Raw genomic sequence first — 22,950 nt, forward strand, 5'->3', positions numbered from 1 at the left:
AACAGCGCCAGGATGGCGCGCGTGTCCGAGTACCAGGCGCTGCTCCCGCTGCGCGGCAAGATCCTCAACGTGCAGAAGGCCAGCCTCGCCGACACCCTGCGCAACGCCGAGATCGCCAGCATCGTCCAGGTCCTCGGCGCCGGCACCGGGCGCACGTTCGACCTGTCCGCCATGCGCTACGGCCGGGTCATCCTGATGGCCGACGCGGACGTCGACGGGTCCCACATCCGCACGCTGCTGATCACCCTGTTCGCCAAGTACATGCGACCCGTCATCGAGGACGGGCGGCTCTACGCGGCGATGCCGCCGTTGCACAAGGTGGTCACCAAGGGCCGCAACCCGGAGACCCACTTCACCTTCACGCAGCGCGAGATGGAGCAGAAGGTCGCCCGGCTGGAGAAGGCCGGCAAGACCGTGGTCAAGCCGGTGCCCCGGTTCAAGGGCCTCGGCGAGATGGACGCGGAGGAGTTGTGGGAGACCACGATGAACCCCGCCACCCGCTCCGTGCGCCGCATCACGCTCAACGACGCCGAAGCCGCCGAGGCCGCGCTGGAGCTGCTGATGGGCGAGAAGGTCGAGCCGCGCCGGGCGTGGCTCGTCGAGTCGGCCGCCCGGGTCGACCAGTCCGCGATCGACGTCTGAACCCGCCCGACACACGAGGGAACGACCGACCATGGCACGCCGCAAGACCCCCACGACCAGGGTCGACCCGTCCGCCTTCGACAACGCGGGCGCGCAGGTCTTCGACAACTCCCTGACCACCGAGATCGAGGACTCCTACCTGGAGTACGCCTACTCGGTGATCCACTCCCGCGCCCTGCCCGACGCGCGGGACGGCCTCAAGCCGGTGCACCGCCGCATCCTGTTCTCGATGAACGAGCAGGGCCACCGCCCGACCAGCCCGTACGTCAAGTCCTCCCGCGTGGTCGGCGACTGCTTCGTGCGCGGCGCGCTGGTCTCCACCCCCGAGGGCCTGCGGCCCATCGAGGGGATCGAGGTCGGCGACCGCGTGCTGGACGGCCGCGGCGAACCGGTCGAGGTGACCGCCGTCTACGAGAACCCCGTGTCGGAGCTGGTGCGCGTCACCTGGTCGGACGGCCACTCCCTGCTGGTCACGCCGGGGCAGCGGTTCCACACCGGCACCGGCTGGGCCGACGAGGACTGGACCGCCGCCCGCGACCTGGTCGGCGCCCGCACGACCGGCTTCGGCGCGGACCGGCACGCGACCCTGCTCGTCGACGGCGACGCGTCCGGTTTCGTGCTCGGCCTGCTCGCCGCGGCCGGCGAGGTGCTGCCCGACGGCCGGGTGCGGCTGGAGCCGGCCGACGACGAGGCGATCGACGTCGCGCACGGCTGGGCGATCGCGCACGACGTGACCACGTCCCGCGAGAAGGACGCCGAGACCGGGCGGCACGGCCTCACCTTCGAGCACCGCGCGGAGCTGGTCGCCGCCGTGGCGGGCCCTCCGGCCGCCGTGCTGGGCGACCGCACGGCGTGGGCGCCGTTCCTGGCGGGCCTGTTCGCCGCCGCGGGGCACGTGGCGGACGGCATCGTGCTGCCGGGCGGCGACGCCGAGTACGCCGTGCTGGCCGACGCGGGCCTGCGCGCCCGACGTGACGCGGGCACCCTCGTGGTGACCGGCCGCGACGCCGCGGCGCTGGCCGTGGCCCTGCTGCGCTGGACCGGCGTCGGCCCGCGCCAGGACGGCCTGGTACGGGTGATCCGGGAGGCCAGGAGCGCCGCCGACGAGCCGTTCCCGCGCGTCGTGTCCGTGGAGCCGGCCGCGCCGGACACCACCTACGACATCCAGGTGGCCGCCCCGGAGCACGCGTTCGTGGTGAGCGGATTCGTGGTGCACAACTGCATGGGCAAGTACCACCCGCACGGCGACACGGCGATCTACGACGCGATGGTCCGGCTGGCCCAGGACTTCTCGCTGAACACGCCGTTGATCGACGGGCACGGGAACTTCGGGAGTCCGGACGACGGCCCGGCGGCGAGCCGCTACTGCGTCGTGGGCGACACGCGGATCCGGCTGGCCGACGGTACCAGCCCTCGCATCGCCGACCTGGTGAACCTGCCCGCGGACACCGAGGCCGACGTCGACTTCGAAGTCCTCGACAAGGACGGCAAGGCGGTCCAGGTCGACAAGGTCTTCAACTCGGGTGTCCACCCGACGATCCGCATGACCACGAAGTCCGGGTTCTCGCTGCGCGGCAGCGAGAACCACCTGGTGCTGTGCCTGGAAGCGCCGATGGGCGTGCCGCTGTTCCAGTGGCGTCGGTTGGACGAGCTGAAGCCGGGCGCGGTCGTGGCCGTGGCGCGCAACGCGTGGTCGCAGGTCGTGCCGACGGCGCAGGAGTACGTGCTGGGCGTGCTCGGTGGCGCGTGGGTGTCCGAGGGCTACGCGAACGCGACGCGTGCGGGGTTCAACAACACCGACGAGCACTTCTTCACCGAGGTCCTGCACGCGTACGACCAGGTGGTCGGCGGCAGGCGGTACGTGACGGAGCGGCGGACGCGCCAAGACCGCAAGCTGATCCGCGAACTGGACGTCCAGGAGTACGCCGGTGGCATGGAGGCGTTCCGGAACAGCCCGCTCGCGGAGTTCATCGGCCACCAGGCGCGGGACAAGTTCGTGCCCGAGTTCGTCTGGAACGGCGGTTGGGGCGTCAAGCGGGCGTTCCTGATGGCGGCGTTCGAAGGCGACGGCGGCTGCCGCGAAGCAGACAACGGCTTCACCGTCCAGTACAGCACCTACAGCCCCAGGTTGGCCGAGCAGCTCCAGGAGCTGCTCGCGGAATTCGGCGTGATCGCGACCAACCGGTCGTACCGACGGCCCAACGGCGCCGTGGAGCACCGGTTGATCGTGTCCGGCCTGCGCAACGTGCGGGCGTTCGCGGAACGGGTCGGGTTCCTCAGGACGAAGCAGGCCCGGTTGAGCGCGCTGCTCCGACACTCGCCGTTGCGGGCGCACCGGCTGAGTTCCGACGGCGTGCCGTTCGTCGCGGACTACGTGCGCGGGGCCTTGGAGTCCGATCGCCGCGGCAGCGGCCGCAAGTGGCTGACCAAGCACAACTTCGACCGCGTCGAGCGGTGGGAGACCGAGCGACTGCGGATCATCGACCGGATCAAGGACACCGAGGTCCTGGCGACGATCCTGCCGGTCATGGACTCGGGCTACCGCTTCGAGGCGGTGACCGAGGTCCAAGCGTGCGAGCCGGCCGAGGTCTACTCGGTGCGGGTGCGGTCGGAGGACCACTCGTTCCTCGCGGGCGGGTTCGTCAACCACAACACCGAGGCCCGGATGTCGCCCGCGGCGATGTTGTTGGTCGGCGAGTTGGACGAGGAGACGGTCGACTTCCGGCCCAACTACGACGGGTCGTTGCAGGAGCCGTCCGTGTTGCCGGCGGCGTTCCCGAACCTGCTCGTCAACGGCACGTCCGGGATCGCGGTCGGGATGGCGACGAACATGATACCGCACAACCTGGGCGAGGTGGTGGCCGCGGCGCGGTACCTGGTGACGCACCCGGACGCGACGCTGGACAAGCTGATGGAGTTCGTGCCCGGCCCCGACCTGCCGACCGGTGGCGTGCTGCTCGGGCTGGACGAGGTGCGCAAGGCGTACGAGACCGGCCGGGGCGTGGTGCGGATGCGGGCCAAGGTCGAGACCGGGTTGCTGGAGGGCAGCCGGGGCAGGCAGGCGATCACGGTCACCGAGCTGCCCTACGGCGTCGGCCCCGAGAAGATCATCGAGAAGATCACCGACGAGGTGACGAAGTCCAAGCGGCTGACCGGGATCTCCGACGTCAAGGACCTCACCGACCGCGAGAACGGCACGCGCGTGGTGATCGAGTGCAAGGTCGGGGTGAACCCGCAGGCGCTGCTGGCGGACCTGTACCGGCTGACGCCGATGGAGCAGTCGTTCGGCATCAACAACCTGGTGCTGGTGGACGGGCAGCCGCGGACGTTGGGGCTCAAGGCGCTGCTCGAGGTGTTCCTGGCGCACCGCTACGAGGTCGTCACCCGCCGGACCCGGTACCGGCGGCGCAAGCGGGAGGACCGGCTGCACCTGGTCGAGGGCCTGCTCAAGGCCCTGCTGAACATCGACAAGGTGATCAGGCTGATCCGGGGCAGCGAGAACGCGGCGGCGGCGAAGGAGGGCCTGATGAAGTCGTTCAAGCTCTCCGAAACCCAGGCCGGCTACATCCTGGACACGCCGCTGCGGCGGCTGACCCGCTACGACTCGCTGGAGCTGGAGGCGGAGCAGGACCGGCTGCGCGCGGAGATCGCCGAGCTGAGCAAGATCCTGGACGACCCGGCCGTGCTGAAGAAGGTCGTGTCGACGGAGCTGGCGAAGGTGGCCAAGGACCTCCAGCAGGAGCGGCGGACGACGTTGCTGGACGGCGACCTGAAGGAGGTGCTGGCGGCGTCGAAGCCGGCCGGGCCGCTGGAGGTCGCGGACGACCCGTGCCAGGTGATCCTGTCGGCGACGGGGTTGGTGGCGCGGACGGCGGCCGAGTCGGAGGAGTCGTCGGAGGCGCGTCGCCGCAACGGGCGGATCAAGCACGACGCGGTGGCGGCGACGGTGCACACGACGGCTCGCGGGCAGGTGCTGCTGGTGACGAACCGGGGGCGGGCGTTCAAGACCGACGTGCTGCCGCTGCCGGTGTTGCCGGAGCAGAGCGGCACGGTGTCGCTGAGCGGTGGCATGGCGGCGAGCGAGCTGGTGGAGCTGGGCGCGGGGGAGGAGGTGGTCGGCATCGCGCCGCTGACCGACGCGGGGTCGCCGGGGTTGGCGCTGGGCACGAGGTCGGGCACGGTGAAGGTGTGCGCGCCGGAGTGGCCGGTGCGGTCGGACGAGTTCGAGGTGATCACCCTCAAGGAGGGTGACGAGGTGGTCGGCGCGACGTGGTTGCGCGGGAGCGACGAGACGTTGGTGTTCGTGACGTCGGAGGCGTCGTTGCTGCGGTACCCGGCGTCGCTGGTGCGGCCGCAGGGCCTGCGGGGTGGCGGCATGGCGGGCATCAACGTGGGTTCGGGCGCGCACGTGGTGTTCTTCGGCGCGGTGCGCACGGACGACGACGAGCACGGTGAGCCGATGGTGGTCACGTCGACGGGGCAGAGCGTGAAGGTGACGCCGTTCTCGGCGTACCCGGCGAAGGGGCGGGCCACGGGCGGGGTGCGGGCGCACCGGTTCCTCAAGGGCGAGACGGCGTTGGCGCTGGCGTGGGTCGGGCCGCGGCCCGCGGGGTCGGCGCGCAACGGGTCGCCGGTGGAGCTGCCCGCGGCGGACGAGCGCCGGGACGGTTCGGGGCACGCGCACCCGGGTCCGGACGTGGTGGGGCACCTGGTCGAGCGGGACTGACGCGGGTTCGGCGGGGCCGGCGGCGACGGGGCCGGCGCGACGGAGCCGGCGGCGGGCGAGTGCGGCGGCGGGCGAGTGCGGGGGCGAGGGGTTCGGCGGCGGGCAGGTGCGGAGCCGGCGGTGGGAGGTGTGGCGGGTCGGGGGCGTGGTCGCCGGGAGCGGAGGGGGCCGCGCCGGTGCGCCGACCTGGGGCTACCGCCCGCCGAGGAACACGGGGCCGAAGCGCTCGGCGTCGGCGTTGGGGTGCAGGACGGCGTGCAGGTTGACCGCGTGCACGTCCCGCCGGATGCGCCGCAGCACCGGGTCGTCGGCACCGAGGACGTCGACCGCGTCGCGGGCCCGCAGGCAGGTCTCGCCGAGGTAGCGGCGGACCAGGGCGCGGTCCTGCGGGGTCCAGTCCCGGCCGGTGGCGACCCGGTGGTCGACGGCGGCGGCGGTGCGGAGGGCGTGCAGCTCGGCCTCGTCGGCGAGCACGGTGGCCTCCCGCAGCTCGGCGGGGGTGGCCCGGGCGCGGGCCGCGTCGACCGCCGCGCGGGCCAGGCCGACGGCGGGCGCGCTGACGGCGGCGCAGGCGGCGGGCATGAACGGCGCGCGGAACATCGGTTCGGCGGCGTCGGGGTGGGCCCGCAGCACGGGTGCGAGCCGCAGGACCCGTTCCCGGGGGACGAAGACGTCCTTGGCGACGGTGGTGACGCTGCCGGTCGCGCGCAGGCCGGTGGTGTGCCAGTCGTCGACGACCTCGAGGTCGACCAGCGGGATGGCCAGGGCGACGGGCGCGAGGTCGGGCAGCAGCAGGGCGGCGCTGGTGGCCCAGTGGCTCTGCGGCCCGCCGGTGGTGAACGCCCACCGGCCGTTGACCAGGACCCCGCCGCCGACGGGCGCGGCCGTCGCGGTGGGGCTGAGGATGCCGGTGACCCGCACGTCGGGCTTGGCGAAGACCTCGCGCCGCACCTCGGCGGGGAACTGGCCGACGACCCATGTCGAGGTGGCCCACACCGCCGCGGTCCACGCGGCCGACCCGTCGCCGCGGGCGAGTTCGGCGATCACGGCGACCAGGGTCGTCAGGTCGGCCTCGTGGCCGCCGTGCTCGGCGGGCACCCTGAGCCGCAGCACGCCCGCGTCGGCCATCGCGTCCAGCGCGTCCTCGTGCAGCCTGCGGTTCTCGTCGCCCCAGGCCGCGTGGGCGCGCAGGACCGGGACGATGTCCGCGGCGCGCCGCACCAGCTCGTGCTGCACCGTGCCGTGCCTCCCCCATCGGTGACCCGTGACACACACCTTGGCGTGCTCCGGGCCACCAGACAACACCGGAATAACGGGCGACCGGGTACGGTTGTGCCGTTTAGTTGAAAGTACAACTAACTGATCGAGGAGTGGCCATGCAGTTCGGTGTCTTCACCGTCGGCGACGTGACGCCCGACCCCACCACGGGGCGGACGCCGACCGAGGCCGAGCGCATCAAGGCCATGGTCGCCATCGCGCTCAAGGCCGAGGAGGTCGGCCTGGACGTCTTCGCGACCGGCGAGCACCACAACCCGCCGTTCGTGCCGTCGTCGCCGACGACCATGCTCGGGTACGTCGCGGCCCGCACCGAGCGGTTGATCCTGTCCACCGCCACCACGCTGATCACCACCAACGACCCGGTGAAGATCGCCGAGGACTACGCCATGCTCCAGCACCTGGCCGACGGCCGGGTGGACCTGATCATGGGCCGCGGCAACACGGGCCCGGTGTACCCGTGGTTCGGCAAGGACATCCGCGACGGCATCGACCTGGCCATCGAGAACTACGCGCTGCTGCACAAGCTGTGGCGGGAGGACGTCGTGGACTGGGAGGGCAAGCACCGCACGCCGCTGCAGTCGTTCACCTCCACGCCGCGCCCGCTCGACGGCGTGCCGCCGTTCGTCTGGCACGGCTCGATCCGCAGCCCGCAGATCGCCGAGCAGGCCGCCTACTACGGCGACGGGTTCTTCGCCAACCACATCTTCTGGCCCAAGGAGCACTTCCAGCGGCTGATCACCTTCTACCGCGAGCGCTTCGAGCACTACGGCCACGGCGCGGCGCACCAGGCGATCGTCGGGCTCGGCGGCCAGGTGTTCATGCGCCGCAACTCGCAGGACGCCGTCCGGGAGTTCCGCCCCTACTTCGACAACGCGCCGGTGTACGGGCACGGGCCGTCGCTGGAGGAGTTCACCGAGCAGACCCCGCTGACCGTCGGCAGCCCGCAGGAGGTCATCGACAAGACGCTGACCTTCCGCGAGCACTTCGGCGACTACCAGCGCCAGCTGTTCCTGATGGACCACGCCGGCCTGCCGCTGAAGACCGTGCTGGAGCAGCTCGACCTGCTCGGCGAGATCGTGCCGACGCTGCGCCGGGAGTTCGCCGTCGGCCGCCCGGCCGACGTGCCGGACGCGCCCACGCACGCCTCGATGCTGACGGCGGGTGTCCGATGACCTCGCTCGCCGTCGTGCAGGCCGGGCTCGCGTCGCCGTCGTCCACGCAACTGCTGGCGACCCGGCTGGCCGAGGCCACCGGGCGACTCGTGCCCGGGCTGGAGGTGCGCACCGCGAACCTGCGGGACGTGGCGCGCGACATCGCCGACAACCTCGTCACCGGGTTCCCGGGCGCCCGGCTGCGCGAGGTGGTGGAGTCGGTGGTCGGCGCGGACGCGCTGATCGCCGTGACGCCGACGTTCAACGCGTCCTACAGCGGGCTGTTCAAGTCGTTCGTGGACGTGCTGGAGCCGGGGTCGCTGGCGGGCAAGCCGGTGCTGATCGGCGCGACCGGCGGCACCGAGCGCCACTCGCTGGTGCTCGACCACGCCCTGCGGCCCCTGTTCGCCTACCTGCGGGCCGTCGTCGTGCCGACCGGCGTGTACGCCGCGTCGTCGGACTGGGGCGCGGACGGGCTGCCCGCCCGGGTCGAGCGGGCCGCGGGCGAACTGGCCGACCTGCTGGCCGGCCGCGCGTCGACCACACCGGCCGACCCGGGGTTCGTGCCGTTCGACCAGCTGCTCGCCGGGCGCTGAGCGGCCCGCGGACGAGGCGGACAGGGCCCGACCACCGGTCGGGACGCCGAATAGGGTTCGGCCCATGTCCGCCTCGCTGCGCCTCGCCGTGGCCAACGCCGCCGTCCTGACCAGCGCGCTCGCCCGCGCCCGCGGCCACGACCTGATCACCCGCCCGGCGTTCCTGGCGATGAGCGGGCCGACCCTGCTGCGGGTGCTCGCCCTGCGGCCGGACCCCGACCCGGACGACTTCGCCGAGCTGCGGCTGCTCGTCGAGCGCACCGGGGCCCGCGTGGTGGTCGAGGACTCGTTCGGCGCGATCGACGGCACGGCGCTCGGGCTCACCCCGCGGACCCTGCCGGTGATGGTCCGCCCGCCCGGGCCGCTGCCGACGCCGACGCCGCACCTCGACGTCCGACCGGCCCGCACCGCCGAGGAGTGGGCCGCCGCCGAACGGGTCGTGGTGGACGGCTTCCCGCTCCAGGGCTTCCCGACCGGCAACGCCCTGCCGCTCGCGCTCCGGCGGCACGGCGGGTTCCACCTGCGCACCGCCCGGCGCGACGGCGTGGTGGCCGGCGCGTGCCTGGCCGTCGAGTCGGCCGGCGCGGTCGGGGCCTACTGGGTGACGACCCTGCCCGAGCACCGCTCGCGCGGCGTCGGCCGGGCGTTGATGAGCGGGGTGGTGAACGACTCCCCGGTCCCCGTGACCCTCACCGCGACCAGGGCCGGCCGACCCCTGTACGAGTCGCTGGGCTTCTCCGTCGTCGCGCGGGCCACCTGGTGGTCCAACGGGGGCTGACCGGCACCCGGGCATTGCGGCACCCGGGCATTCCGGGGCCGACCGCGGGCGTGCCTTTCGCAACCGGGTCGCCAATGGCCGCCCGTATCGGATCGACGGACATTTTTAATGCGGCGGTCGACCGCCGTCAAAGCTATTGCCGTCGACGGCGGGCAATGGCGCGGAGCGCCCGATGTTCACCTGGTGGGAAGCCCGGACGGGTGACGTCGGCACCACACCCCGCGGTTTCCACCCCGTGGGACACCGCGACATACCCGGGACGGGGACGCACCGCTCGGTGTGGGAGACTTCGCGCCATGGCTCCTCTTCGCTTCGCCCTGCCCAACAAGGGCTCGTTGAGTGCTCCCGCGGCGCAAATGCTGGCCGAGGCGGGCTACCGGGTGAACAGGTCCGGCCGTGAGCTGATCGTGGCGGACCCGGCCAATGATGTGCAGTTCTTTTTCCTGCGTCCCCGCGACATCGCGGTGTACGTGGGCGAGGGGTCGTTGGACGTCGGCATCACCGGTCGTGATCTGCTGCTCGATTCCACCGTGTCGGCGAAGGAAATCCTGCCGCTGGGCTTCGGCCGGGCGTCGTTCTACTTCGCCTCCCGGCCCGGCGGCATCCACGACGCCGAGGGCCTGGAGGGCAAGCGGATCGCGACCAGCTACCCGAACCTGGTCGAGCACCACCTGTCCGACCTCGGCGTCAAGGCGCACCTGGTGCGGCTGGACGGCGCGGTGGAGACCGCCGTGGAGCTGGGCGTGGCCGACGCGATCGCCGACGTGGTGGAGACCGGCATCACGCTGAAGACCTCGGGCCTGGAGACGTTCGGCTCGCCGATCCTCAAGTCCGAGGCCGTGCTGATCCAGGGCGACACCGTCGCCGACGCGCCCGACGCGGTGCGGGCGGTCGAGATCCTGCACCGCAGGCTCCAGGGCGTGCTGATCGCGCGCCGGTACGTGATCCTCGACTTCGACTGCCCCGTGGAGGCGCAGGAGGAGGCGTTCAAGCTGGTGCCCGGCATCGAGTCGCCGACGGTGTCGCCGCTGGCCCGCGAGGGCTGGGTGGCCGTCCGCTCGCTCGTGCCGCGCGACGACGCGCCGTTCATCATGGACGAGCTGTGGCGCGTCGGCGCCCGCGCGATCCTGGTCAGCTCGCTGGACACCTGCCGCATCTGACGCGGGCCACCCGGACTCCACGCCACGGCGTGGAGTCCGGGCCGACGGGCCCGGCCCTACCCGTTGCGCTCGTCCACGGCGTAGTCCGAGATGCCGATGTTGCCGGTCGGGTTGGCCTCCGGGTGCGTCGAGCCCGTGTCGCTGCGACCGGGCGGGTTGCCCTCGTCCAGCGGACCCTCGGCGTTCTCCTCCAGGGAGCCCTTGCTCGCGTTCTCGTACTGGTCGCCGTATGGCGGCCGGGATTCGCGTTCGTCTGCCATGCACCGGCGGCTACCCGTCCCCGGGTGGGGCAAACGGCCGCCGCGGGAGCGGTGGAACAAACGCTTTGTCGGAGGCGTCCCGCCCCCCAGGGCGCGTCCGGCACGCCCTGGGGCGCGACCGTCACCACCGACGGCGCCACCGTGACGGCCCGCAACCCCTTCCGGAACGCGGCCGTCAAGCCGGGGGAGAGCACCACCTCCGGCTACCTGGCCACCGGCTCCCCGACAGCGCCCGCCGCGACTGGCGCTATCGGGTGATCACGTCCGGTGGGCCGGCGGGAGCGAACAGGGGACCGGACGCGGTGTCCGCACCCACCTCCCGCCACCACCGGGCCTGCTCCGGTGCCGTGACGCCGGCGGCGGTCAAGCCGACGCCGGCGTCACGCACCACGGCCAGCACCCCCGCCAACGCCCGCGCCACCGCCGACCCCGGTCGCGCCGCCGGCGACTGGGCCACCCGCACCGCCCGCACCGGCACGCCGTCCAGCAGGCGCACCACGTCGTCCGGCGCGGCGGTGAAGTCCTCGGCCTCGATGCCCACCCCGTCCTCGGCCAGGTACCTCAGGGTGTCCGCGGCCTCGCCGCGCTCGCCGAACAACACCCCGACCGGCACGCCCAGCCGCAGCGTCGCGGTCGGCGACCCCGTGCCCGACAGCACGTCCCGCACGACGGCGTGCAGGTCCGGGTCCGCGGCCTGGCTCGGCGTCAACGCCCACCGCACCGGCAGGTCCCGGCCCAGCTCCCGCCGCCACGCTCGGCCCTGCTCGCACGCCACCCGCAGCGCCCACGCGCCCAGCGGCACGATCAGGCCGGTGTCCTCGGCCAGCGCCAGGCACTGCTCGTGCGGCAGCTCGCCCAGCGCCGGGTGGTCCCACCGCAGCACGGCCTCGGCCGACTCCACGCGCCCGTCGGCCAGCCGCACCACCGGCCGGTAGCGGACCTCCAGCTCGCCGTTCTCCCACGCGCCGGGCATGGTCGCGGCCAGGCTGAACGCGCGCCGGTCGCGGCCGTCCTGCGCCCGGTCCGACAGCTCCCACTGCCTGCGCCCGTTGCCCTTGGCGCGCCGCAGCGTCAGGTCCGCCGAGTCCAGCAGGTCCGACGGCGCCGAGTCGCGCGGCGGTCGGTGCACCACGCCGATGGTCGCCGACACCGCGAGCCGCTCACCGCCGGAGTGGAACGGCTCGGACAGCAGGTCGTTGATCCGCCGGACCGTGGTCACCACGTCGGGGGTGGTCGGCGTGTTCCGCACCAGGATCGCGAACTCGTCGTGCCCGAACCGGGCCACCATCGCCTCCTCCCCGGCCACCGCCGCCTCCAACCTGCCGGCGACGACCTTGAGCACGTGGTCGCCGACGTCGCGGCCGAGGCCGCCGGTGACGCGGGAGAAGCCGTCGAGGTCGAGGTGGAGCACGGTGACGCCGGCGGCCGGGTCGGCGGTGCGCAGCGCCTGCTCCAGGCGGCTGGTGAAGAACTGGCGGTTGGGCAGCCTGGTCAGCACGTCGTGCAGCGCCTGGTGGTTGAGCTGGCCCTGCAGCAGGTTGACGTCCGTGGCGTCCTCGGCGAGCACGAGCACCCGCGCGGGACCGTCCGGCCGGCGCAGCGGCGCGAGGGTGAGCACGACCCACGCCGGTTCGCCGTCACCGCGCAGCAGCTGGCGCGGCTGGGTGATCGACGCCGTGCCGTCCGCGACGAGGTGCGCCAGCTCCGCCCGCAGCGCCGCCCGCTCGTCCGGGTGCGCCAGGGCGAACAGCGAGGACCCCGTCAGCTCCGCGGCCGGCCGGTCGACGATCCGGGCCAGCGCGCCGTTGGACCGCTCCAGGGTGCCGTCGGCGGCGGCGATCGCGATGCCCGTGGACAGGTGGTGCTCCAGCAGCTCGAACCTGGCCTCGCTGTGCAGCAGCTCGACCTGCGCGTCGCGCATCGCCTTGAACAGCGAGCGGCCGACCTGCTCCTGCTGGGAGAGCACGGTTCGGCGGGCCTGGTCGACGAACGCGGCGGCCAGCGAGGCGATCGCCTCGGCCACCCGCCGGCCCAGCACGTCCGGCGGCGCGAGGGACGCCATGCCCAGCAGGCCCTTGCCGACGACCTCCACCGACACCCGCAACGCCTCGGCCGTGGCGCAGCCGAGGTCGACCAGGGCGTCACCGACCTCGTGGCCGGCGCGCTGCGCCTGGGACTCCGCCGCCACGCCCGCGCACAGCCGCTCGACCAGGCCGAGCAACTGCCGTTCCAGCTCGGCCCCGCTCACCGGCACGAACGTGCGGGCGTCGAGCAGGTAGGCCCACTTCTTCGCCAGCCTGGCGCGGGCCCGCGGCCCTTCCGCGTCCGCGGGCAGCGGCGCGGTCATCGGCGGCCCGACGAGGTGTCGGCACCGTCGCGCACCCGGTGCGGATCGGTCACGGCGGCTCCCGGTGCTTTCGCGCGGTGGTGGAACGCGGTGGTGGGGCGTGGTGCGACCAGGACGTCCAACCGCGCACCGACGATGGCGCACAGACTGCCCGTTGACGACCTCCGGGGGCAAATGCCGAGGAAATCGCGAAACCGAGCGGGCCACGGTTTCGCTGTGCCCGCTACCGCCTCCCACCTGCGACAACGCCCATCACCGGCGCTCGGCGCCATCGAATCGGCGCGCGCTCGGCAACCACCTGGCCAGTGCCGACGGCGAATTCCGCCGCCGGCTCACCGCCATTCGCGGGCGATCACCGGAATCGTCGGCGCTTTCGCGTATTCCCGGTGGGGTGGACACCGGGCGCGTTGTCGCGCTCCCGCGTCCAAGCGGTGCCGCCCGCGCTCGGCCGTCACGCGAGCGGGACCTCCGCCCACACCACCTTCCGATCCCCGCCGCGGTCGAACCCCCAGCGCACCGACAGCCGGTTGACCAGCAGCAGCCCGCTGCCCGCGGTCGGGTCGTCGGCCCGGCCCAGCACGGGCAGCAGGCTCGGGCTGCCGTCCTCGACCTCGACCCGCAGCACCCGCCGCTCGTCCACCCGCGACACCCGTGTCCGGCACGGCCCCTCGGCGTGCCGGCGGGCGTTGTCCGCCAGTTCCGCGGCGATCAGCACCAGGTCGGCGACGCGCCGCTCGTCGGCGTCGTCGGCGAACCGCCGCGCCCACTCGGCGATGCCACCCGCCTCCGGGTCGAGCTCGTCGTCGGGCAGGTCCACCATGTTCACGGCACGCTCCTTCGGCACCCTGTGTTCTCAAGGCGCAGGCACCAGGTAGCCACTGCACCGGAGCGCCAAACCACGATTCGCGCGCCGTGCGCCGCTGTTACGCTCCGGGCGTGGTGACGGAGATCGACATTCGGCTGCCCGACGGTCGCGCGCTGCACGCCTACGACTCCGGCGAGGGCGACCTTCCCGTCTTCTGGCACCACGGCACGCCCAACACCGGCGCGCCGCCGGCGCCGCTGTTCGACACCGCCCGCCGGCTCGGCCTGCGCTGGGTCTCCTACGACCGCCCCGGCTACGGCGGCTCCACGCCCCGACCGGGCAGGGACGTGGCCTCCGCCGCCTCCGACACCGCCGCCGTGGCCGACGTGCTGAGCCTGGACCGGTTCGCGGTGTTCGGGCACTCCGGCGGCGGCCCGCACGCCCTCGCGTGCGGCGCGCTGGAGCCTCGCGCGGTGGCGGTGGTCAGCGTGGCCGGGCTCGCCCCGCGGACCGCGGCCGGGCTCGACTGGTTCGCCGGCATGGCCGCGTCCGGGGTGGCGTCGTTGCGCGCCGCCGAGGCCGGTCGGGAGACCAAGGAGCGGTTCGAGGCGTCGGGCGCGGTCTACGACCCGGAGTTCATCGACGCCGACCTCGCCGCCCTGGCCGGCGACTGGTCGTGGTTCGACGACGTCGTGGGCCCGGCCGTGGCGGCGGGGCCGGCCGCGCTGGTGGACGACGACCTGGCCTACGTCGCCCCGTGGGGGTTCGACCCGGCCGACGTGACCGTTCCCGTCCTCCTGCTGCACGGCGGCCGGGACCGCGTGGTGCCGAGCGCCCACGGCGAGTGGCTGGCCCGCCGGTGCCCCTCGGCGGAGCTGCGCCTGTCGCCGGAGGACGGCCACATCTCGATCGTCACGTCCGCTCCGGCCGCGCTGGAGTGGTTGCGCGAGGGGGCGTAGCCGCCGCGAGTTCGTGCGCCACCTCCAGCGCGGCCCGCGCCGGGTCGTGGCCGAACCGGCTCGGGAACGCGTCGCGCACCCGCCAGCCCGCGCCGCGCAGGGCGCGCCACCGGGCCAGGTGCGCCGCCGCGCCGTCCGGGTGCGGCCGGGTGTCGAGCGCGACGGCCGCGGCGCGTTCGCCCACCACCACGTCCACCCGCCACCGGCCGACCGGGTAACCGGTGCGGGTGACGAGGCCGAGCCCGGCCAGTTCGGCGGCCAGCGCCGCGGTCCACCCGTCGGCGGGCTCGACGCCCGCGGGCCCGCCCGGCGGCGACTCCGCGTGCCGCAGGTACTCGGCGACCAGCCCGACCGGCGCGGCGGCCGACGTGATCACGCGCACCAGTCGCCGCGCCCGGGTCGTCAGCACGGCGAGCAGGTGCGGGTCGTTGGCGAACCGCCAGGCGGCGGGCGGGTCGGCGTCGGTCAGCGCCAGGCTGATCACCACCTCGTCGAACTCCGAGCCCTGCACGCCGTGCGCGGTCCCGACGCGCACCCCGCCCGCGGTGATCCCGTCCAGGGTCAGCCGGTCGAGCACCGCCTGCTCCACCGCGTCCGCCTGCGCCCGGAACGGCGTCACCACGCCGATCGAGCGGGCACCGGCCGCGATGCGGCGGCGCAGGTGGGCCAGCACCGCGTCCACCTCCACCGCGTTGACGCCGTTGTCGTCGCGCACGCCGGCGACGCGCTCGACGTCGACGCGGTGCGCGTCCGCGATCGCCGGGTGCGTGGTGAGCAGCGCCATCCGCCCCTCGTAGAACCGGGTCGCGGCGAACCCGATCAGGTGCGGGGCGCAGCGGTGGTGCTCGGTCAGCCAGTGCACGCCCGCCGCCGCCGCTCCCGCGTCGAACAGGCTGACCCTCGGCACGTCCAGCCGGTCGGCCAGTGCCTCCGCGCCCTCCGCCGCCACCGCCTCGCGCACCGCCCGCTCGCCGACGAACGAGACGTGCCGCAGCTGGCGCGGGTCGCCGCCGACCACCGCCCGCCGGGCGCGCAGCAGGGCGGGCGCGGCCAACGGCTGGTCCACGTGGCTCGCCTCGTCGACCACCACCAGGTCGAACATGCCGGGCGCGGCGGGCAGGACGTCCTCCACGTCGGCCAACGTCCCCACCCACAGCGGCAACGCGCGCACCAGGTCCCCGGGCGGGACGTCGGTCAACGCCCGCCGCCGCGCCGCCCGGCCCGACCGCAACGCCCGCGCCAGCGCCGCCACCGCCCGCCGGGCGCCCGCACCGCGCCGGCTCACCGCCAGGGCGGCCAGCCACGCGGCGGTCGCCGCCCGGGCCCGCACGTCCTCGTCCGCCAGCAGCCCCCGCAACGACTCCAGCGACGTGCCGCCGGCGGCGGCGACCCGCACCTGCGCGGCGGACTGCTCGGCGGCCCGCACCGCGGCGTCGAGGTCCGCCGGGTCCACGTCGTCCGCCGCGCCGACCAGCCGCCGCGCCGAGCGCGCCGCCCACCGCGTCCGCAGCGCGCCGAGCGCCCCCTGCCGCGGGGTCAGCAACCCGTGCAGCCGCTCGAAGTCCGCGTCACCGCCGAAGGCGCGCGGCGCGACGACCCGGTGCGCCGCCATCAGCGCCTCGAACCGCACCGCCGCCCCGGCCAGCTCCTCGTCGCGCAGGGCCGCGCCGACCGCGCGCTCGACCCGGGTCACGGCCGCCACGGCGTCACGCCTGCCGCGCTCCAGCCGTTCCGGCTCGCCCTTCACCGTCGTGGCGGCCAGGCCCGCGCCCAGCTCGCGCGCCACCTCCTGCCGCAGCTCGGAGTCGCCGAACAGCACCGGCACCGGACCGCCCGCGCGCCGCACCGCCTCGCCGAGCACGTCGGCGGCGTTGCGGGTGCGGGCGGCCAGCAGCACCGAGCGGCCCGACGCCACCGCGTCCAGGGCGATGGCGGCCAGCACGTGCGTCTTGCCGCTGCCCGGCGGCCCGCCGATCACGGTGACCGGCGCGGTCCGGGCCGCCACCACGGCCGCCCGCTGGTCCGGGTTCAACGGCGTCGCGCCGTGCACCGCGTCGTCGGCCGCGCCGTGCACCGCGCCGTCGGCCGCCGGCGCGTCCTCGGCCGAGGAGTACAGCCGGGCCAGCGCCGTCGACCCCACCCCGGCGCGGCGGGCCCACGCGTAGAGCGCCGCGCCGCGCTCGGTGCCGACGACGGGCTCGCCCGCGTGCAACCCCGCGCCCGCCACGACCACCAGCCGGTCCCCGCCGATCAGCTCGCGGGGGTCGTGCTCCGGCCCCAGCACGGGCACGTCGGAGAACCCGCTCGCGGCCAGCACCGCGCCGATCCACTCCTCGTCCCCGGTCAGCCGCGCCTCCAGCCCCGCGGCCTCGGACCAGTCGGTGAGCAGCGGGAACAGGCCCACGTCACCGGCGACGTGGACGCGGTAGGCGCGCCGCCCGGCGGCCGAGTGCAGCCGGACCGGCCGCGACACCAGCGGCAGGCAGACGCGCCGACGCCTGCCGCCGACCGTCGCCGGCCCGCACAGGAACGCCCAGCCCAGCCGCAGCAGCCGGTCCTCCCGGTGCAGCGCGTCGAAGGACGCCAACCGGTCCGCGGTCGCCTGCTGGTCGGGCCGCGCGGTCCACGGCACGGGCGACTCCCCGTCCCGGGTCAGGGCGCGCCACGCGGACCCGGCCGCGCCCAGCCACACCAGGCCGGCCGTCCTGGTCAGGTCGAGCTGGACCCGCTGCGGCTGCTCGGAGGCGCTGAGCCGGGCCAACGTGCGCAGCACCGCGGGAACGGTCACGCCGGGGATCCTGCCACCCGGGTCCGACAACGGGTCGCCGTCCCGCGCCCGCCCGGTCGGACATCGCCGAGCCCGCCCCGGCCCGACCGGCCGGTGCCCGGGTCCGAACGGTGGTCGTCCCGGCGGTCGCGGACCGGCACACTGGACGGTGGTGGCGCTTCCCCCGTTGCCCGAACACCGAGGGGGACGAGCATGTCCAGGCACCGGGCGGCGCTGGACGCCGCGGCACGCGGGTGGCCCGTGGTCCCGCTGCGCCCGCACGGCAAGGAACCCGCGGTGCGCGGCTGGGAGGACGCGGCGACCCTGGACCGCGACCGGATCGGGCATTGGTGGTCGCGCCACGCCTACAACGTCGGCGTCGCGTGCGGCCCGGCCGGGCTGCTGGTGGTCGACCTCGACGTGCCGCACGGCCGACAGGCGTTCGCCCGCCGGGCCTGGCAGCACGGCGCGGACGACCCCCGCGACACCTACACCGTGGCCACGCCCAGCGGGGGAGAGCACCGCTACTTCCGCGCGCCGGACGTGCCGCTGGGCAACACGGTCGGCCGGATCGCGCCGCACGTCGACACGCGGGGCGTCGGCGGGTACGTCGTCGCCGCCGGTTCGGCGCTCGGCCCCCACCGCTACCGCGTGCTGCGGGACGCCCCGGTCGCGCCCGCGCCGGAGTGGCTGGTCGCCGTGCTCACCCCGCCCGCGCCGGAGCACCCGCCGATCCCGGCCCAGCGGCCGTCGCCGCGCCGGGTCGACGCCTACCGGGCCGCGGTGCTGGAGGGCGAGTCCGAACGGGTCCGCGAGGCCCGGCCCGGCACCCGCGCGCACGTCGTGTTCACCGCCGCCTGCCGACTCGGCGAGCTGGTCGGCGCGGGCTGGCTGGACGAGACCACCGCCGTGGCCGTGCTGCTGTCCGCCGCCGCCCGGCACGACGGCGTCGAGGGCTGGACCGAGCGCGAGGCGCTGCACCACGTCGAGAACGGCATCGCCCTGGGCCGGTGCCGGCCGCGCGTGCTGCGCTAGGGCTCCGGGACGTCCACCCCGTCGCGGTCGGCCCACTCCAGCAGCGGCTCGATCGAGAACGCGGCGTCGTCGATGCCGGCGTGCAGGTCGCCCAGCTCGGCGAACCTCGCGGGCACCGTGGCGATGGTGAAGTCGCGCGGGTCCAGCGAGTCGATCTCGTCCCACCGCACCGGCGTGGACACCGTCGCCTCCGGCACGCCGCGCACCGAGTAGGCGCTGGCGATCGTGTGATCGCGGGCGTTCTGGTTGTAGTCCACGAAAAGGCTGCGCGGGTCGCGGTCGCGTCGCCACCACGCCGTCGTCACGTCGTCGGGCGCGCGCCGCTCCACCTCCCGCGCGAACGCCAGCGCCGCCCGCCGCACGTCGGCGAAGCCCCACTCCGGCTTGATCCGCACGTAGACGTGCAGCCCGGACCCGCCCGACGTCTTCGGCCAGCCCACCGCGCCCAGGTCGGCCAGCACCTCGCGCACCACGTGCGCGACCCGCCGCACCCGGTCGAACGGGCAGTCCGGCATCGGGTCGAGGTCGATGCGCCACTCGTCGGGCTTCTCGGTGTCGGCGCGCCGCGAGTTCCACGGGTGGAACTCCACCGTCGACATCTGCACCGCCCACACCACGTCGGCCACGTCGGCCACGCACAGCTCGTCGGCGTGCCGGTCGTAGCGGGGGAAGTGCACCCGCACCGTGCGCACCCACGGCGGCGCGCCGTGGGGCAGCCGCTTCTGGTGCACCTTCTCGCCGGTCACGCCGGAGGGGTAGCGGTGCATCATGCACGGCCGGTCGCGCAGGGCGCGCACGATCCCGTCGCCGACCGACAGGTAGTAGCGGGCGAGGTCCAGCTTGGTCTCCCCGCGGGCGGGGAAGTAGACGCGATCCGGGTTCGAGATCCGCACGACGCGGTCCCCGACCTCCAGCTCCACCGAAGGCACCTTTCCGGCCATGCGGGCAACCTAACCCGGATCGCGCCGATCAGCGCGGCACCAGCCCCCTCTCGCGGTTCGTGGCGGCGATCACGGCGGCCGCGACGGCGACGGCCGCGCCGACGAGGGGTATCGCCGGGGCGGCCAGCGCGCCGCCGAGCACGCCCGCGCCGGCGATGCCGGAGTAGATGGCGGAGGCGTTCAGGGCGAGCAGGAGGTTCGCCCGGTCCGGGTCCAGCGCCACCAGGGTCGCGAACAGGGGCGGGTTGAACGCCCAGAACGACGCGCCCCACGCGGCCATCACGACGAACGCCGTCGCACCCGCCAGCAGGCCCGGCAGCAGCACGAGCACCGCCGCGCACCCGCCCAGCGCCACCAGCAGCGGAGCGCGCGGCCCGTGCCGGTCCGCGGCGACGCCGCCGAGCGCGTTGCCCAGCACGCCACCCAGCCCGTAGGCCAGCAGGTGGCCGCTGTCGGGCGGGCGGCCGGTGATCGGACCGAGGTAGCCGTAGACGCTGAACGTCGCCAGGCACGCCAGCAGCGACACCGCCAGCAGCCGGCGCACGGGCGGGTCGGCCAGCGGTGCGAGCCGCTGCCGGAACCCCACCGCCGCGCCGGGCCGCACGGTCGGCACGGCGCACCGCACCACCAGCGCCGCCACCACGCACAGGACGGCCACCAGCACGAACGCCGCCCGGTAGCCGTGCCGGTCGGCGACGAACCGCCCGGCGGGCACGCCCAGCAGCGTCGCCGCCGTCAACCCCGCCGTCACCACCGCCATCGCCTTGGCCTTGTGGCCGGGGTTGAGCTGCGCGGCGACCGCGGTGGCCGCCGGCGTGGCCAGCGCCGCGCCGCACGCGGTCACGACGCGGGCCACCAGCAGCAGGTCCAGCGTGGGCGCCAGCGCCGCCCCGGCGTTGCCCAGCGCGGCGACGAGCAGCGCGGCCACCAGCAGGGCCCGCCGCTCGAACCGCGCGGTGAGCATCGCCAGCACCGGCGAGCCGACCGCGTACGCCAGGGCGAACGCGGTGATCGCCCGGCCCGCCGCGCCGGTGGTGACGCCGAGGTCGGCGGCGACCTCGGTGAGGACCGCCGCGACCACGTACCCGCTGGACCCCGCCGCCACGGTCGCCGCGGCGAGCGCGGCGGTCCGGGCGCGCATCAGGACACCAGGCGGGGTGGCGCCGGGGTCAGGTAGGGCGTCAGGTCGGGCGGGCGGCGGCCGGTGAACGCCACCCGGTAGACGGTCTCCCGCACCAGCGCGACGGGCCGGCCGGCGCTGAGCAGCGTGGCCTGGCACCACAGGGCGGGCACGTCGCCGGGTTCGTCGGGCAGCGGGTCGGCGAAGTCCGGGTCGTCGGGGGCCGGGGTGGTGGCGGCGTAGTGGGTCGCCCGACGCGCGCCGGTGACCAGCACGCCGAGCGGCGTGTAGCCGCGGTCGAGCTCGTCGCGCCCCGGTTCGTCCAGGTCGAGGGCGCGCTGGTGAACCAGGGCGGTGATCGCGGCCAGGCGCGGGCCGTCGTCGCCGAGGTGGGGCACCAGGTAGCCCTCGCGCCGGGTCACCTCCGCGTGCGGGGGTAAGCCGAGCAGGTGGGCCTGTCGGGGGGTGAGGTGGTGCGGCGCGTCGGGTCGCCGGGGGTCGCGGCGCAGGCGGTAGCCCACCCACAGGGACAGCACGCGGGTGAAGGGGACGGGTACGTCGCGCAGGAACCGGGCCATGGTCTCGGCCCGCGCCCCTGCTTCGTCCGCGTGCGCGGCGGGAACGGAATGGATCATCGGGGTGCACCTCCCGGTGAGGCCGCACGTCGTTGTGCGGGCGTCGGTGCGATGGTCACCACGATGGGGCCGCACTGATGCGGAGACATCGGTCGGGTGACGGAGAAGATCGCGCATTCATTCCACTGTGGACGGTGAAAGTGCACCGGTGGGCGACCACCGACCCCACGACCGCGCCCGTCCGGCGCAACCCCGTGCGCCTTCCGGATCAGCGCGGCCGCCGCCGCGCCGACCTCACCGACCGGTGCGCCGCCGCTCGCCGAACCGCCGCAACCCGGCCAGCGCCCGCAACCCCGCCGACGGCACGACCGCGCCCACCCGCGCCATCCCGGCCCGCCACCCCGGCACCGCCCGCACCAACCGCCGGCCGTCCAGCATCGCCACCGCCCGGTCGGCCACCTCCTGCGCCGACAGCAGCCCGCCCCCGGAGAAGAGGATCGCCGACGCCGGGTCGTCGCGGACGTCCCGCACCAGCCGCGTGTCGGCCGCGTCCGGGCAGCAGGTGAGCACCCGCACCGGCACACCGGCCCGCCGCAGGTCCCCCTCCAGGCTCAGCCCGAAGTTGAGCACGCCCGCCTTGGTCGCCGCGTACACCGCCAGCCCCGGCACCGGCCCGAACGCCGACATCGACGCGATGTTGAGGATCCGCCCGCCGCGTTCCCGCATCGCCTCCACCGCGGCCCGGCAGCCGAACACCACGCCCAGCAGGTTCACCTCGACGGTCCGCCGCACCACGTCGTCGTCGTGCTCCCACGGCTGCCCGGTGAGCACCACGCCCGCGTTGTTCACCCACACCGACAGCCGCCCCAGCGCCGCCGCGCGCTCCGCCACCGCGCGGTGCGCCGCCGGGTCGCGCACGTCGGCGACGACCCCGTGCCCGCCGACCTCCCGGGCGGCCTCCTGCACCGCGCCGTCGACGTCGGTCAGCACGACCTCGTACCCGCGGGCCCGCAACCGGCGGGCGATCTCCCGCCCGAAGCCCCGCGCCGCGCCGGTGACCACCGCGACCTCCATGGCGCCACTCTAGAGGCCACGCGCGCCCGCCACCGGCGACGTCACCCGGCGCGTCCCGGGACCACCGCCCGCACCACCTCGTCCACGCCCGTGCCTGCGGCGACGACCACCGCGCCCGACGGGTCCCACACCGCCGAACGGCCCGCCGCCGACCCGTACCCCTCGCCCGTGCCGCCCGCGAAGCTCGCCACCGCCACCCACACGCCGTGGTCGGCCGCCACCCGCCGCGCCCGCTCGTCCAGCACGCCGACGTCGTGCGCGTGCTCCAGCACCGAGGCCACGTACACGTCCGCGCCCAACGCCATCGTGTCCGCCGCGTGCCGCGGCACGCCCGTGTCCTTGCAGACCGCGAGCCCCAGGCGCACCCCGTCCACCTCGACGACCGCGGGCGCGTCACCCGGCCGGAAGCGGTCCGGCTCGCCGCCGCCCAGCCACACCTTCCGGTACGCCACCCGCACGCCCGCGCCGGTCACCTCCAGCACGCCGATGCACGGCCCGGCCACCGGCGCGCCGGCCAACGCCACCGAGCCCGTCTCGGCGCACGCCGCCACCAGGGGCTCCAGCAGGTCGAACGGCACCACCGGCGCGTCGAGGTGGTAGCCGGTCAACGACAGCTCCGGGAACACCACCACCCGCGCCCCGGCCGCACGCACCGCCTCCGCGTGGGCCGCCACGTTGGCGGGCACGTCCAGGGCGGTGCAGCGCGGCTGGGCCACGGCCAGGGTGATCACCCGTC

The 22,950-nt window shown here is 75.1% G+C and carries 17 protein-coding genes and 1 pseudogene; 8 read left to right on the forward strand and 10 right to left on the reverse strand.

The features are described 5' to 3' along the window. Nucleotides 1-3: 3 nt before the first annotated feature. Nucleotides 4-642 (forward strand): annotated as a pseudogene (locus tag ACIGNX_RS10075) (toprim domain-containing protein); the annotation flags it as partial. Between the two features lie 31 nt (nt 643-673). Next, the gene (locus ACIGNX_RS10080) at nt 674-5,368 is read left to right on the forward strand and encodes a DNA gyrase subunit A (protein ID WP_396538320.1); all 4,695 of its coding nucleotides are present in this window, start codon (nt 674-676) and stop codon (nt 5,366-5,368) included. A 192-nt stretch (nt 5,369-5,560) separates the two neighbouring features. Here the strand turns inward: ACIGNX_RS10080 and ACIGNX_RS10085 are convergent, their stop codons facing one another. Further along, entirely contained in the window at nt 5,561-6,604 is a 1,044-nt protein-coding gene (locus ACIGNX_RS10085) for an acyl-CoA dehydrogenase family protein (protein ID WP_396538322.1), read from the reverse strand. A gap of 140 nt (nt 6,605-6,744) precedes the next feature. Between ACIGNX_RS10085 and ACIGNX_RS10090 the strand changes: the two genes are divergently transcribed. The 4 genes from ACIGNX_RS10090 (at nt 6,745) to hisG (ending at nt 10,331) form a co-directional block, all read left to right on the forward strand. Further along, nucleotides 6,745-7,818 carry an LLM class flavin-dependent oxidoreductase gene (locus ACIGNX_RS10090; RefSeq protein ID WP_396538324.1) on the forward strand — a complete coding sequence of 358 codons (1,074 nt, stop codon included), beginning with the start codon at nt 6,745-6,747 and terminating at the stop codon, nt 7,816-7,818. After that, a complete protein-coding gene (locus ACIGNX_RS10095; RefSeq protein ID WP_396538326.1) occupies nt 7,815-8,393 on the forward strand; it encodes an FMN reductase in 579 nt (192 codons plus the stop codon). The genes ACIGNX_RS10090 and ACIGNX_RS10095 overlap by 4 nt, the downstream gene beginning before the upstream one ends. A 64-nt stretch (nt 8,394-8,457) precedes the next feature. Beyond that, entirely contained in the window at nt 8,458-9,171 is a 714-nt protein-coding gene (locus ACIGNX_RS10100) for a GNAT family N-acetyltransferase (protein ID WP_396538328.1), read from the forward strand. A gap of 296 nt (nt 9,172-9,467) precedes the next feature. Further along, the gene (gene hisG, locus ACIGNX_RS10105; RefSeq protein ID WP_396538330.1) at nt 9,468-10,331 is read left to right on the forward strand and encodes an ATP phosphoribosyltransferase; all 864 of its coding nucleotides are present in this window, start codon (nt 9,468-9,470) and stop codon (nt 10,329-10,331) included. A 56-nt stretch (nt 10,332-10,387) separates the two neighbouring features. Here the strand turns inward: hisG and ACIGNX_RS10110 are convergent, their stop codons facing one another. The 3 genes from ACIGNX_RS10110 to ACIGNX_RS10120 all read right to left on the reverse strand — a co-directional run bounded on the left by ACIGNX_RS10110 (nt 10,388) and on the right by ACIGNX_RS10120 (nt 13,758). After that, complete coding sequence (locus tag ACIGNX_RS10110; RefSeq protein ID WP_396538332.1) at nt 10,388-10,591, reverse strand: hypothetical protein; 204 nt, start codon at nt 10,589-10,591, stop codon at nt 10,388-10,390. Nucleotides 10,592-10,838: 247 nt separating this feature from the next. Further along, nucleotides 10,839-12,938 carry a putative bifunctional diguanylate cyclase/phosphodiesterase gene (locus ACIGNX_RS10115; RefSeq protein WP_396538334.1) on the reverse strand — a complete coding sequence of 700 codons (2,100 nt, stop codon included), beginning with the start codon at nt 12,936-12,938 and terminating at the stop codon, nt 10,839-10,841. 451 nt (nt 12,939-13,389) lie between these two features. Next, complete coding sequence (locus ACIGNX_RS10120; RefSeq protein WP_396539173.1) at nt 13,390-13,758, reverse strand: ATP-binding protein; 369 nt, start codon at nt 13,756-13,758, stop codon at nt 13,390-13,392. 116 nt (nt 13,759-13,874) lie between these two features. On the opposite strand from ACIGNX_RS10120, the gene ACIGNX_RS10125 reads away from it, so the two are divergent. Continuing rightward, entirely contained in the window at nt 13,875-14,702 is an 828-nt protein-coding gene (locus ACIGNX_RS10125; protein WP_396538336.1) for an alpha/beta fold hydrolase, read from the forward strand. Here the strand turns inward: ACIGNX_RS10125 and ACIGNX_RS10130 are convergent. Further along, on the reverse strand, nt 14,656-17,490 hold the full coding sequence (locus ACIGNX_RS10130; RefSeq protein ID WP_396538338.1) for a DEAD/DEAH box helicase: 2,835 nt from the start codon (nt 17,488-17,490) through the stop codon (nt 14,656-14,658). The two genes, ACIGNX_RS10125 and ACIGNX_RS10130, sit on opposite strands and share 47 nt — an antisense overlap. A gap of 192 nt (nt 17,491-17,682) precedes the next feature. On the opposite strand from ACIGNX_RS10130, the gene ACIGNX_RS10135 reads away from it, so the two are divergent. Beyond that, on the forward strand, nt 17,683-18,504 hold the full coding sequence (locus ACIGNX_RS10135) for a bifunctional DNA primase/polymerase (protein WP_396538340.1): 822 nt from the start codon (nt 17,683-17,685) through the stop codon (nt 18,502-18,504). On the opposite strand, the gene ligD is transcribed toward ACIGNX_RS10135, so the two are convergent. From ligD to ACIGNX_RS10160, 5 genes are all read right to left on the reverse strand, one after another. Beyond that, complete coding sequence (gene ligD / locus ACIGNX_RS10140) at nt 18,501-19,445, reverse strand: non-homologous end-joining DNA ligase (protein WP_396538342.1); 945 nt, start codon at nt 19,443-19,445, stop codon at nt 18,501-18,503. The genes ACIGNX_RS10135 and ligD overlap by 4 nt on opposite strands. A gap of 28 nt (nt 19,446-19,473) precedes the next feature. Further along, entirely contained in the window at nt 19,474-20,586 is a 1,113-nt protein-coding gene (locus ACIGNX_RS10145; RefSeq protein ID WP_396538344.1) for an MFS transporter, read from the reverse strand. Then, nucleotides 20,586-21,200, reverse strand: coding sequence for a hypothetical protein (locus tag ACIGNX_RS10150; protein ID WP_396538345.1), 615 nt, complete (start codon nt 21,198-21,200; stop codon nt 20,586-20,588). Before ACIGNX_RS10150 ends, ACIGNX_RS10145 begins: the two co-directional genes overlap by 1 nt. Before the next feature lie 234 nt (nt 21,201-21,434). Then, complete coding sequence (locus ACIGNX_RS10155) at nt 21,435-22,214, reverse strand: SDR family NAD(P)-dependent oxidoreductase (protein WP_396538347.1); 780 nt, start codon at nt 22,212-22,214, stop codon at nt 21,435-21,437. Between the two features lie 41 nt (nt 22,215-22,255). After that, nucleotides 22,256-22,945: a carbon-nitrogen hydrolase family protein gene (locus tag ACIGNX_RS10160; RefSeq protein WP_396538349.1), complete on the reverse strand. Its 690-nt coding sequence runs from the start codon at nt 22,943-22,945 to the stop codon at nt 22,256-22,258. Nucleotides 22,946-22,950 lie beyond the last annotated feature (5 nt).

Source organism: Actinosynnema sp. NPDC053489 (genome assembly GCF_044544865.1).
Lineage (GTDB): Bacteria > Actinomycetota > Actinomycetes > Mycobacteriales > Pseudonocardiaceae > Actinosynnema.

Bases quoted from the DNA above. Each gene is read 5' to 3' on its own strand.
- ACIGNX_RS10080 (WP_396538320.1), top strand. From the start codon at position 674: ATGGCACGCCGCAAGACCCCCACGACCAGGGTCGACCCGTCCGCCTTC.
- ACIGNX_RS10090 (WP_396538324.1), top strand. From the start codon at position 6,745: ATGCAGTTCGGTGTCTTCACCGTCGGCGACGTGACGCCCGACCCCACC.
- ACIGNX_RS10095 (WP_396538326.1), top strand. From the start codon at position 7,815: ATGACCTCGCTCGCCGTCGTGCAGGCCGGGCTCGCGTCGCCGTCGTCC.
- ACIGNX_RS10100 (WP_396538328.1), top strand. From the start codon at position 8,458: ATGTCCGCCTCGCTGCGCCTCGCCGTGGCCAACGCCGCCGTCCTGACC.
- hisG (WP_396538330.1), top strand. From the start codon at position 9,468: ATGGCTCCTCTTCGCTTCGCCCTGCCCAACAAGGGCTCGTTGAGTGCT.
- ACIGNX_RS10110 (WP_396538332.1), bottom strand. From the start codon at position 10,591: ATGGCAGACGAACGCGAATCCCGGCCGCCATACGGCGACCAGTACGAG.
- ACIGNX_RS10115 (WP_396538334.1), bottom strand. From the start codon at position 12,938: ATGACCGCGCCGCTGCCCGCGGACGCGGAAGGGCCGCGGGCCCGCGCC.
- ACIGNX_RS10120 (WP_396539173.1), bottom strand. From the start codon at position 13,758: ATGGTGGACCTGCCCGACGACGAGCTCGACCCGGAGGCGGGTGGCATC.
- ACIGNX_RS10135 (WP_396538340.1), top strand. From the start codon at position 17,683: ATGTCCAGGCACCGGGCGGCGCTGGACGCCGCGGCACGCGGGTGGCCC.
- ligD (WP_396538342.1), bottom strand. From the start codon at position 19,445: ATGGCCGGAAAGGTGCCTTCGGTGGAGCTGGAGGTCGGGGACCGCGTC.
- ACIGNX_RS10145 (WP_396538344.1), bottom strand. From the start codon at position 20,586: ATGCGCGCCCGGACCGCCGCGCTCGCCGCGGCGACCGTGGCGGCGGGG.
- ACIGNX_RS10150 (WP_396538345.1), bottom strand. From the start codon at position 21,200: ATGATCCATTCCGTTCCCGCCGCGCACGCGGACGAAGCAGGGGCGCGG.
- ACIGNX_RS10155 (WP_396538347.1), bottom strand. From the start codon at position 22,214: ATGGAGGTCGCGGTGGTCACCGGCGCGGCGCGGGGCTTCGGGCGGGAG.